The 12,428-nt window shown below is 52.7% G+C and carries 8 protein-coding genes; all 8 read left to right on the top strand.

Annotation, left to right across the window (positions count from 1 at the left end):
- Positions 1–167: 167 nt before the first annotated feature.
- Complete coding sequence (secE, locus tag CKO_RS12845) at positions 168–551, top strand: preprotein translocase subunit SecE (protein WP_012133816.1); 384 nt, start codon at positions 168–170, stop codon at positions 549–551.
- Position 552: 1 nt separating this feature from the next.
- Positions 553–1,098: a transcription termination/antitermination protein NusG gene (gene nusG / locus CKO_RS12840; protein WP_003862341.1), complete on the top strand. Its 546-nt coding sequence runs from the start codon at positions 553–555 to the stop codon at positions 1,096–1,098.
- 157 nt (positions 1,099–1,255) lie between these two features.
- Entirely contained in the window at positions 1,256–1,684 is a 429-nt protein-coding gene (rplK, locus tag CKO_RS12835) for a 50S ribosomal protein L11 (protein WP_012133815.1), read from the top strand.
- Positions 1,685–1,687: 3 nt separating this feature from the next.
- Positions 1,688–2,395 carry a 50S ribosomal protein L1 gene (rplA, locus tag CKO_RS12830; RefSeq protein ID WP_012133813.1) on the top strand — a complete coding sequence of 236 codons (708 nt, stop codon included), beginning with the start codon at positions 1,688–1,690 and terminating at the stop codon, positions 2,393–2,395.
- Between the two features lie 355 nt (positions 2,396–2,750).
- Positions 2,751–3,248, top strand: a complete 498-nt coding sequence (gene rplJ / locus CKO_RS12825) for a 50S ribosomal protein L10 (RefSeq protein WP_004097644.1) — start codon at positions 2,751–2,753, stop codon at positions 3,246–3,248.
- Between the two features lie 66 nt (positions 3,249–3,314).
- Entirely contained in the window at positions 3,315–3,680 is a 366-nt protein-coding gene (gene rplL, locus CKO_RS12820) for a 50S ribosomal protein L7/L12 (protein ID WP_012133812.1), read from the top strand.
- Between the two features lie 319 nt (positions 3,681–3,999).
- Complete coding sequence (gene rpoB / locus CKO_RS12815; protein ID WP_024130652.1) at positions 4,000–8,028, top strand: DNA-directed RNA polymerase subunit beta; 4,029 nt, start codon at positions 4,000–4,002, stop codon at positions 8,026–8,028.
- A gap of 76 nt (positions 8,029–8,104) precedes the next feature.
- Complete coding sequence (gene rpoC / locus CKO_RS12810; protein ID WP_012133810.1) at positions 8,105–12,328, top strand: DNA-directed RNA polymerase subunit beta'; 4,224 nt, start codon at positions 8,105–8,107, stop codon at positions 12,326–12,328.
- The last annotated feature ends 100 nt before the right edge of the window (positions 12,329–12,428 follow it).

Here is a 12,428-nt window from a genome sequence, read left to right as displayed (position 1 = left end):
TTCACATCAGAACCTGGCTCATCAGTGATTTTTTTTGTCATAATCATTGCTGAGACAGGCTCTGCTGAGGGCGTTTAGTCCGAAACGCAACACAGAGCATTTCGGTTTGGATTGCCTCGCATACGCGGGGTGAAAATGTTTGTAGAATACTTCTGACAGGTTGGTTTATGAGTGCGAATACCGAAGCTCAAGGAAGCGGGCGCGGCCTGGAAGCGATGAAGTGGGTCGTTGTTGTCGCATTGCTGCTTGTGGCTATTGTGGGCAACTACCTCTATCGCGACATGATGCTGCCGCTGCGTGCGCTGGCCGTAGTAATTCTGATTGCTGCAGCGGGTGGTGTCGCGCTGTTGACGACAAAAGGTAAAGCAACCGTTGCTTTTGCCCGTGAAGCGCGTACCGAAGTCCGTAAGGTCATTTGGCCGACTCGCCAGGAAACATTGCACACCACGCTGATTGTGGCTGCGGTTACCGCAGTAATGTCACTGATCCTGTGGGGACTGGATGGTATTCTGGTTCGCCTGGTATCCTTTATCACTGGCCTGAGGTTCTGAGATGTCTGAAGCTCCTAAAAAGCGCTGGTACGTCGTTCAGGCGTTTTCCGGTTTTGAAGGCCGCGTAGCAACATCGCTGCGTGAGCATATCAAATTACACAATATGGAAGAGTTGTTTGGTGAAGTCATGGTGCCGACCGAAGAAGTGGTCGAAATCCGTGGTGGCCAGCGTCGCAAAAGCGAGCGCAAATTCTTCCCGGGCTACGTCCTGGTTCAGATGGTGATGAACGACGCAAGCTGGCACCTGGTGCGCAGTGTTCCGCGTGTGATGGGCTTCATCGGCGGTACGTCTGACCGTCCGGCGCCAATCAGCGACAAAGAAGTTGATGCGATCATGAACCGCCTGCAACAGGTCGGTGATAAACCGCGTCCGAAAACGCTGTTTGAACCGGGTGAAATGGTTCGTGTTAACGACGGTCCGTTTGCTGACTTTAACGGCGTTGTTGAAGAAGTGGACTACGAGAAGTCCCGCCTGAAGGTGTCTGTTTCTATCTTTGGTCGTGCGACCCCGGTAGAACTGGACTTTGCCCAGGTTGAGAAAGCCTAAGCAGCGATCAAAAAAGCGGCGATTTAATCGTTGCACAAGGCGCGAGATTGGAATACAATTTCGCGCCTTTTGTTTTTATGGGCCTGGCCCGTAAAACGATTTTTTTATATCACGGGGAGCCTGTTTTCAGGCGTTATACCCAAACGAGGAAATTGCAATGGCTAAGAAAGTACAAGCCTACGTCAAGCTGCAAGTTGCAGCTGGTATGGCTAACCCGAGTCCGCCAGTAGGTCCGGCTCTGGGTCAGCAGGGCGTAAACATCATGGAATTCTGCAAAGCGTTCAACGCAAAAACTGATTCCATCGAAAAAGGTCTGCCGATTCCGGTTGTTATCACCGTTTACGCTGACCGTTCTTTCACCTTCATTACCAAAACGCCTCCGGCAGCAGTTCTGCTGAAGAAAGCGGCTGGTATTAAGTCTGGTTCCGGCAAGCCGAACAAAGACAAAGTAGGTAAAATTTCCCGCGCTCAGCTGCAGGAAATCGCGCAGACCAAAGCTGCCGACATGACTGGTGCCGACATTGAAGCGATGACTCGCTCCATCGAAGGTACTGCACGTTCCATGGGCCTGGTAGTGGAGGACTAAGAAATGGCTAAACTGACCAAGCGCATGCGTGTGATCCGTGAGAAAGTTGATGCGACCAAACAGTACGACATCAACGAAGCTATCTCTCTGCTGAAAGAACTGGCCACTGCTAAGTTCGTAGAAAGCGTAGACGTTGCCGTTAACCTCGGCATCGACGCGCGTAAATCTGACCAGAACGTACGTGGCGCAACTGTACTGCCGCACGGTACTGGCCGTTCCGTTCGCGTAGCCGTATTTACCCAGGGTGCAAACGCTGAAGCTGCTAAAGCTGCTGGCGCTGAACTGGTAGGTATGGAAGATCTGGCTGAACAGATCAAGAAAGGCGAAATGAACTTTGACGTTGTTATTGCTTCCCCGGATGCAATGCGCGTTGTTGGCCAGCTGGGCCAGGTTCTGGGTCCGCGTGGCCTGATGCCGAACCCGAAAGTGGGTACTGTAACGCCTAACGTTGCTGAAGCGGTTAAGAACGCTAAAGCTGGTCAGGTTCGTTACCGTAACGACAAAAACGGCATCATCCACACCACCATCGGTAAAGTGGATTTTGACGCTGACAAACTGAAAGAAAACCTGGAAGCTCTGCTGGTTGCGCTGAAAAAAGCAAAACCGACTCAGGCGAAAGGCGTGTACATCAAGAAAGTTAGCATCTCCACCACCATGGGTGCTGGCGTTGCCGTTGATCAGTCCGGTCTGACTGCGACTGTGGCGAACTAATATTCGCCTTTACGTGGGCGGTGATTTTGTCTACAATCTTACCCCCACGTTTCTGTTGAAATAAACAGAACTCTATGCGAGTCATTTGAATTGTAGCAGCTAACGCGGCTACGGTTCAAAGGGCGAAGTCATAGACAAGATTTGTTCGTTGGAGCCTGGCCTATCCAGGCCTCCGTCGAAGACCGCAGGTGTTTCGTAAGAAACTTAATGCCCTGCGTAGACGGTGACAGAACGCTAAGATTATTTTTTATACTCTGGCTTGTTTCTGCTCACCGTATTAAGACGCTCTTCTCGTTGAGGAGAGTGAAGTGAGTTCCAGAGCATGAGCTCTGGCAAACATCCAGGAGCAAAGCTAATGGCTTTAAATCTTCAAGACAAACAAGCGATTGTTGCTGAAGTCAGCGAAGTAGCCAAAGGCGCGCTGTCTGCAGTAGTTGCGGATTCCCGTGGCGTAACTGTAGATAAAATGACTGAACTGCGTAAAGCAGGTCGTGAAGCTGGCGTTTACATGCGTGTTGTTCGTAACACCCTGCTGCGCCGCGTCGTTGAAGGTACTCCGTTCGAGTGCCTGAAAGACACGTTTGTTGGTCCGACCCTGATTGCATACTCTATGGAACACCCGGGCGCTGCTGCTCGTCTGTTCAAAGAGTTCGCGAAAGCGAATGCAAAATTTGAGGTCAAAGCCGCTGCCTTTGAAGGTGAGCTGATCCCGGCGTCTCAGATCGACCGCCTGGCAACTCTGCCGACCTACGAAGAAGCAATTGCACGCCTGATGGCAACCATGAAAGAAGCTTCGGCTGGCAAACTGGTTCGTACTCTGGCTGCTGTACGCGATGCGAAAGAAGCTGCTTAATCGCAGTTATCTTTGTAACGCATCCGCTTACGTATAAACTTATTCTGATATTCAGGAACAATTTAAATGTCTATCACTAAAGATCAAATCATTGAAGCAGTATCCGCTATGTCCGTAATGGACGTTGTAGAACTGATCTCTGCAATGGAAGAAAAATTCGGTGTTTCCGCTGCTGCTGCTGTAGCTGTAGCTGCTGGCCCGGTTGAAGCTGCTGAAGAAAAAACTGAATTCGACGTAATTCTGAAAGCTGCTGGCGCTAACAAAGTTGCTGTTATCAAAGCAGTACGTGGCGCAACTGGCCTGGGTCTGAAAGAAGCTAAAGACCTGGTAGAATCTGCTCCGGCCGCTCTGAAAGAAGGCGTGAGCAAAGATGACGCTGAAGCTCTGAAAAAATCTCTGGAAGAAGCTGGCGCTGAAGTTGAAGTTAAATAAGCCAACCCTTCCGGTTGCAGCCTAAGAAATTAGGCTGATGGCTGGTGACTTTTTAGTCACCAGCCTTTTTGCGCTGTAAGGCGCCAGTAGCGTTTCACACTGTTTGACTACTGGTTGTCCTGACAATGCTTGTTTCTATCGACGACTTAATATACTGCGACAGAACGCCCGTTCTGTGTAAATCGCAATGAAATGGTTTAAGCGTGATAGCAACAGGCATTGCGGAAAGTATTCCATTTTCCGGTCAACAAAATAGTGTTGCACAAACTGTCCCTCCGCAGGACAGATGGGTCGACTTGTCAGCGAGCTGAGGAACCCTATGGTTTACTCCTATACCGAGAAAAAACGTATTCGTAAGGATTTTGGTAAACGTCCACAAGTTCTGGATGTACCTTATCTCCTTTCTATCCAGCTTGACTCGTTTCAGAAGTTTATCGAGCAAGATCCTGAAGGGCAGTACGGTCTGGAAGCTGCATTCCGTTCCGTGTTCCCGATTCAGAGCTACAGCGGTAATTCCGAGCTGCAATACGTCAGCTACCGCCTTGGCGAACCGGTGTTTGACGTTCAGGAATGTCAGATCCGTGGCGTGACCTATTCCGCACCGCTGCGCGTAAAACTGCGTCTGGTGATCTACGAGCGCGAAGCGCCGGAAGGCACCGTAAAAGACATTAAAGAACAAGAAGTCTACATGGGCGAAATTCCGCTCATGACCGACAACGGTACTTTCGTTATCAACGGTACTGAGCGTGTTATCGTTTCCCAGCTGCATCGTAGCCCGGGTGTCTTCTTCGACAGCGATAAAGGTAAAACTCACTCTTCCGGTAAAGTATTGTATAACGCACGCATCATTCCTTACCGTGGTTCATGGCTGGACTTCGAGTTCGATCCGAAAGACAACCTGTTTGTCCGTATCGACCGTCGTCGTAAACTGCCTGCGACTATCATTCTGCGTGCACTGCAATACACCACTGAGCAGATCCTGGACCTGTTCTTTGAGAAAGTGATCTTCGAGATCCGCGACAACAAGTTGCAGATGGAACTGGTGCCGGAACGCCTGCGTGGTGAAACCGCCTCCTTTGACATCGAAGCCAACGGCAAAGTGTACGTCGAAAAAGGTCGTCGCATTACTGCGCGCCACATTCGCCAGCTGGAAAAAGACGATATCAAACATATCGAAGTTCCGGTTGAGTACATCGCGGGTAAAGTGGCGTCTAAAGACTACGTTGACGAATCAACTGGCGAGCTGATCTGCGCAGCGAACATGGAGCTGAGCCTGGATCTGCTGGCGAAGCTGAGCCAGTCTGGCCACAAGCGTATCGAAACGCTGTTCACCAACGATCTGGATCACGGCCCGTACATTTCTGAAACGGTACGTATCGACCCGACTAACGATCGTCTGAGCGCGCTGGTAGAAATCTACCGCATGATGCGCCCGGGTGAGCCGCCGACTCGTGAAGCGGCTGAAAGCCTGTTTGAGAACCTGTTCTTCTCCGAAGACCGCTATGACCTGTCTGCGGTTGGTCGTATGAAGTTCAACCGTTCTCTGCTGCGCGACGAAATTGAAGGTTCCGGTATCCTGAGCAAAGACGACATCATTGACGTGATGAAGAAGCTCATTGATATCCGTAACGGTAAAGGCGAAGTCGATGATATCGACCACCTCGGCAACCGTCGTATCCGTTCCGTAGGCGAAATGGCGGAAAACCAATTCCGCGTTGGCCTGGTGCGTGTTGAGCGTGCGGTGAAAGAGCGTCTGTCTCTGGGCGATCTGGATACCCTGATGCCTCAGGACATGATCAACGCCAAACCGATTTCCGCGGCAGTGAAAGAGTTCTTCGGCTCCAGCCAGCTGTCTCAGTTTATGGACCAGAACAACCCGCTGTCTGAGATTACGCACAAACGTCGTATCTCCGCACTCGGCCCAGGCGGTCTGACCCGTGAACGCGCAGGCTTCGAAGTTCGAGACGTACACCCGACCCACTACGGTCGCGTATGTCCTATCGAAACGCCTGAAGGTCCGAACATCGGTCTGATCAACTCCCTGTCCGTGTATGCACAGACTAACGAATACGGTTTCCTTGAGACTCCGTATCGTAAAGTCACCGACGGCGTGGTGACTGACGAAATTCATTACCTGTCTGCTATCGAAGAAGGTAACTACGTTATCGCTCAGGCGAACTCCAACCTGGATGACGAAGGCCACTTTGTAGAAGATCTGGTTACCTGCCGTAGCAAAGGCGAATCCAGCTTGTTCAGCCGCGACCAGGTTGACTACATGGACGTTTCCACCCAGCAGGTGGTTTCCGTCGGTGCGTCCCTGATCCCGTTCCTGGAACACGATGACGCCAACCGTGCATTGATGGGTGCGAACATGCAACGTCAGGCGGTTCCGACTCTGCGCGCTGATAAGCCGCTGGTTGGTACCGGTATGGAACGTGCTGTTGCCGTTGACTCCGGTGTAACTGCGGTTGCTAAACGTGGCGGTACTGTTCAGTACGTGGATGCGTCCCGTATCGTTATCAAAGTTAACGAAGACGAGATGTACCCGGGCGAAGCAGGCATCGACATCTACAACCTGACCAAATACACCCGCTCTAACCAGAACACCTGTATCAACCAGATGCCGTGTGTTTCTCTGGGTGAGCCGGTTGAGCGCGGCGACGTGCTGGCTGACGGTCCGTCCACCGACCTCGGTGAACTGGCGCTGGGTCAGAACATGCGCGTAGCGTTCATGCCGTGGAACGGCTACAACTTCGAAGACTCCATCCTCGTTTCCGAGCGTGTTGTCCAGGAAGACCGTTTCACCACCATCCACATTCAGGAACTGGCCTGTGTGTCCCGTGACACCAAGCTGGGGCCGGAAGAGATTACCGCTGATATCCCGAACGTGGGTGAAGCTGCGCTCTCTAAACTGGATGAATCCGGTATCGTTTACATCGGTGCGGAAGTGACCGGCGGCGACATTCTGGTTGGTAAGGTAACGCCGAAAGGTGAAACCCAGCTGACGCCAGAAGAGAAACTGCTGCGTGCGATCTTCGGTGAGAAAGCGTCTGACGTTAAAGACTCTTCTCTGCGCGTACCAAACGGTGTTTCCGGTACGGTTATCGACGTTCAGGTCTTTACTCGCGATGGCGTAGAAAAAGACAAACGTGCGCTGGAAATCGAAGAGATGCAGCTGAAGCAGGCGAAGAAAGACCTGTCTGAAGAATTGCAGATCCTCGAAGCTGGCCTGTTTAGCCGTATCCACGCTGTGCTGGTTTCCGGTGGCGTTGAAGCTGAGAAGCTCGACAAACTGCCGCGCGATCGCTGGCTGGAACTGGGCCTGACCGACGAAGAGAAACAAAATCAGCTGGAGCAACTGGCTGAGCAGTACGACGAACTGAAACACGAGTTCGAGAAAAAACTCGAAGCGAAACGCCGCAAAATCACTCAGGGCGACGATCTGGCACCGGGCGTGCTGAAGATTGTTAAGGTATATCTGGCGGTTAAACGCCGTATCCAGCCTGGTGACAAGATGGCAGGTCGTCACGGTAACAAGGGTGTAATTTCTAAGATCAACCCGATCGAAGATATGCCTTACGATGAAAACGGCACGCCGGTAGACATCGTACTGAACCCGCTGGGCGTACCGTCTCGTATGAACATCGGTCAGATTCTGGAAACCCACCTGGGTATGGCTGCGAAAGGTATCGGCGATAAGATCAACGCCATGCTGAAACAGCAGCAGGAAGTCGCGAAACTGCGCGAATTCATCCAGCGTGCGTACGATCTGGGCGCTGATGTTCGTCAGAAAGTTGACCTGAATACCTTCAGCGATGAAGAAGTTCTGCGTCTGGCTGAAAACCTGCGCAAAGGTATGCCGATCGCAACGCCGGTGTTCGACGGTGCGAAAGAAGCGGAAATTAAAGAGCTGCTGAAACTGGGTGACCTGCCGACTTCCGGTCAGATCACGCTGTTTGACGGCCGTACCGGTGAACAGTTCGAGCGTTCGGTAACCGTAGGTTACATGTACATGCTGAAACTGAACCACCTGGTCGACGACAAAATGCACGCTCGTTCCACCGGTTCCTACAGCCTGGTTACTCAGCAGCCGCTGGGTGGTAAGGCGCAGTTCGGTGGTCAGCGCTTCGGGGAGATGGAAGTGTGGGCGCTGGAAGCATACGGCGCAGCATACACCTTGCAGGAAATGCTCACCGTTAAGTCTGATGACGTGAATGGCCGTACTAAGATGTATAAGAACATCGTGGACGGCAACCATCAGATGGAACCGGGCATGCCGGAATCCTTCAACGTATTGTTGAAAGAGATTCGTTCGCTGGGTATCAACATCGAACTGGAAGACGAGTAATTCTCGCTCAAACAGGTCACTGCTGCCGGGGTAATACCCGGCAGCGGAATGTGCTAACTCCGACGGGAGCAAATCCGTGAAAGACTTATTAAAGTTTCTGAAAGCGCAAACTAAAACCGAAGAGTTTGATGCGATCAAAATTGCTCTGGCTTCGCCAGACATGATCCGTTCATGGTCTTTCGGTGAAGTTAAAAAGCCGGAAACCATCAACTACCGTACGTTCAAGCCTGAGCGTGACGGCCTTTTCTGCGCCCGTATCTTCGGGCCAGTAAAAGATTACGAGTGCCTGTGCGGTAAGTACAAGCGCCTGAAACACCGTGGTGTGATCTGTGAGAAGTGCGGCGTTGAAGTGACCCAAACTAAAGTACGCCGTGAGCGTATGGGCCACATCGAGCTGGCGTCCCCGACTGCTCACATCTGGTTCCTGAAATCTCTGCCGTCTCGTATCGGCCTGCTGCTCGATATGCCGCTGCGCGATATCGAACGCGTGCTGTACTTCGAATCCTATGTGGTTATCGAAGGCGGTATGACTAACCTGGAACGCCAGCAGATCCTGACTGAAGAACAGTATCTGGACGCGCTGGAAGAGTTCGGTGACGAATTCGACGCGAAGATGGGTGCGGAAGCTATTCAGGCCCTGCTGAAGAGCATGGATCTGGAGCAAGAGTGTGAAACTCTGCGCGAAGAGCTGAACGAAACCAACTCCGAAACCAAGCGTAAAAAGCTGACCAAGCGTATCAAACTGCTGGAAGCGTTCGTTCAGTCTGGTAACAAACCAGAGTGGATGATCCTGACCGTTCTGCCGGTTCTGCCGCCAGATCTGCGTCCGCTGGTTCCGCTGGATGGTGGTCGTTTCGCAACGTCGGATCTGAACGATCTGTATCGTCGCGTGATCAACCGTAACAACCGTCTGAAACGTCTGCTGGATCTGGCTGCGCCGGACATCATCGTACGTAACGAAAAACGTATGTTGCAGGAAGCGGTTGACGCCCTGCTGGATAACGGTCGTCGCGGTCGTGCGATCACCGGTTCTAACAAACGTCCTCTGAAATCTTTGGCCGACATGATCAAAGGTAAACAGGGTCGTTTCCGTCAGAACCTGCTCGGTAAGCGTGTTGACTACTCCGGTCGTTCTGTCATTACCGTAGGTCCATACCTGCGTCTGCATCAGTGCGGTCTGCCGAAGAAAATGGCGCTGGAGCTGTTCAAACCGTTCATCTACGGCAAGCTGGAACTGCGTGGCCTCGCCACCACCATCAAAGCCGCGAAGAAAATGGTTGAGCGTGAAGAAGCTGTCGTTTGGGATATCCTGGACGAAGTTATCCGCGAACACCCGGTACTGCTGAACCGTGCGCCAACACTGCACCGTTTGGGTATCCAGGCATTTGAACCGGTACTGATCGAAGGTAAAGCTATCCAGCTGCACCCGCTGGTTTGTGCGGCATATAACGCCGACTTCGATGGTGACCAGATGGCTGTTCACGTACCGCTGACGCTGGAAGCCCAGCTGGAAGCGCGTGCGCTGATGATGTCTACCAACAACATCCTGTCCCCGGCGAACGGCGAACCTATCATCGTTCCGTCTCAGGACGTTGTATTGGGTCTGTACTACATGACCCGTGACTGTGTTAACGCCAAAGGCGAAGGCATGGTGCTGACTGGCCCGAAAGAAGCTGAGCGTATTTATCGCGCTGGCCTGGCCTCTCTGCATGCGCGCGTTAAAGTGCGTATCACCGAATACGAAAAAGATGCTAATGGCGAATTCGTAGCGAAAACCAGCCTGAAAGACACGACCATCGGCCGTGCCATTCTGTGGATGATCGTACCGAAAGGTCTGCCTTTCTCCATCGTCAACCAGGCGCTGGGTAAGAAAGCCATCTCTAAAATGCTGAACACCTGCTACCGTATTCTGGGCCTGAAACCGACCGTTATTTTTGCGGACCAGACGATGTACACCGGCTTTGCTTATGCAGCGCGTTCAGGTGCATCCGTTGGTATCGACGATATGGTTATCCCGGAGAAGAAACACGAGATCATCTCCGAAGCGGAAGCCGAAGTTGCTGAGATCCAGGAACAGTTCCAGTCTGGTCTGGTAACAGCGGGCGAACGCTATAACAAAGTTATCGATATCTGGGCTGCGGCGAACGATCGTGTATCCAAGGCGATGATGGACAACCTACAGACCGAAACCGTGATTAACCGTGACGGTCAGGAAGAGCAGCAGGTTTCCTTCAACAGCATCTACATGATGGCCGACTCCGGTGCGCGTGGTTCTGCGGCACAGATTCGTCAGCTTGCTGGTATGCGTGGTCTGATGGCGAAGCCGGATGGCTCCATCATCGAAACGCCAATCACCGCAAACTTCCGTGAAGGTCTGAACGTACTCCAGTACTTCATCTCCACTCACGGTGCGCGTAAAGGTCTGGCGGATACCGCACTGAAAACAGCGAACTCCGGTTACCTGACTCGTCGTCTGGTTGACGTTGCGCAGGATCTGGTGGTAACTGAAGACGACTGCGGCACTCACGAAGGTATCCTGATGACTCCGGTTATCGAGGGTGGCGACGTTAAAGAGCCGCTGCGCGATCGCGTACTGGGTCGTGTGACTGCTGAAGACGTACTGAAGCCGGGCACCGCAGATATTCTGGTTCCGCGCAACACGCTGCTGCACGAACAGTGGTGTGACCTGCTGGAAGAGAACTCTGTTGACGCCGTTAAAGTGCGTTCCGTTGTATCCTGTGACACCGACTTTGGTGTATGTGCGCACTGCTACGGTCGTGACCTGGCGCGTGGCCACATCATCAACAAAGGTGAAGCTATCGGCGTTATCGCGGCACAGTCCATCGGTGAGCCGGGTACACAGCTGACGATGCGTACGTTCCACATCGGTGGTGCGGCATCTCGTGCGGCTGCTGAATCCAGCATCCAGGTGAAAAACAAAGGTAGCATCCGTCTGAGCAATGCGAAGTCGGTTGTGAACTCCAGCGGTAAACTGGTTATCACCTCCCGTAACACCGAGCTGAAACTGATCGACGAATTCGGTCGTACCAAAGAGAGCTATAAAGTGCCTTACGGTTCTGTTATGGCGAAAGGTGATGGCGAGCAGGTTGCCGGCGGCGAAACCGTTGCAAACTGGGACCCGCACACCATGCCGGTTATCACCGAAGTAAGTGGTTTCGTCCGCTTCACTGACATGATCGACGGCCAGACCATTACTCGTCAGACTGACGAGCTGACCGGTCTGTCTTCTCTGGTGGTTCTGGATTCCGCTGAGCGTACTACGGGTGGTAAAGACCTGCGTCCGGCGCTGAAAATCGTTGATGCTCAGGGTAACGACGTTCTGATCCCTGGCACCGATATGCCTGCGCAGTACTTCCTGCCGGGTAAAGCGATTGTTCAACTGGAAGATGGCGTACAGATCAGCTCTGGTGACACTCTGGCGCGTGTTCCGCAGGAATCCGGCGGTACCAAGGATATTACCGGTGGTCTGCCGCGCGTTGCTGACCTGTTCGAAGCGCGTCGTCCGAAAGAGCCGGCAATCCTGGCTGAAATCAGCGGCATCATTTCCTTCGGTAAAGAAACCAAAGGTAAACGTCGTCTGGTTATCACCCCGGTAGACGGTAGCGAGCCGTACGAAGAGATGATTCCGAAATGGCGTCAGCTCAACGTGTTCGAAGGTGAACGTGTAGAACGTGGTGACGTGGTTTCCGATGGCCCGGAAGCGCCGCACGACATTCTGCGTCTGCGTGGTGTTCATGCTGTTACTCGTTACATCGTTAACGAAGTACAGGACGTATACCGTTTGCAGGGCGTTAAGATTAACGATAAACACATCGAAGTTATCGTTCGTCAGATGCTGCGTAAAGCCACCATCGAAAACGCAGGTAGCTCCGACTTCCTGGAAGGCGAGCAGGTTGAATACTCCCGCGTCAAGATCGCTAACCGCGACCTGGAAGCGAACGGCAAAGTGGGTGCAACGTTCTCCCGCGATCTGCTGGGTATCACCAAAGCGTCTCTGGCAACCGAGTCCTTCATCTCTGCGGCATCGTTCCAGGAGACCACGCGTGTCCTGACCGAAGCAGCCGTTGCGGGTAAACGCGACGAACTGCGTGGCCTGAAAGAGAACGTTATCGTGGGTCGTCTGATCCCGGCAGGTACCGGTTATGCGTACCACCAGGATCGTATGCGCCGCCGTGCTGCGGGTGAACTCCCGGCTGCACCGCAGGTGACTGCTGAAGATGCGTCTGCCAGCCTGGCAGAACTGCTGAACGCAGGCCTGGGCGGTTCTGATAACGATTAATCGTTGCTGACCATAATAAAAAACCCGCTTCGGCGGGTTTTTTTATGCCTGATGGCGCTTTGCTTATCAGGCCTACGGACACGGGGTGGATTTGTAGGCC

Origin of the sequence: Citrobacter koseri ATCC BAA-895 (genome assembly GCF_000018045.1) — a bacterium.
Classification (GTDB): domain Bacteria; phylum Pseudomonadota; class Gammaproteobacteria; order Enterobacterales; family Enterobacteriaceae; genus Citrobacter_B; species Citrobacter_B koseri.
The sequence above is the reverse complement of the archived record's forward strand: the minus strand, read 5'-3'. Positions and strand labels throughout refer to the sequence as shown.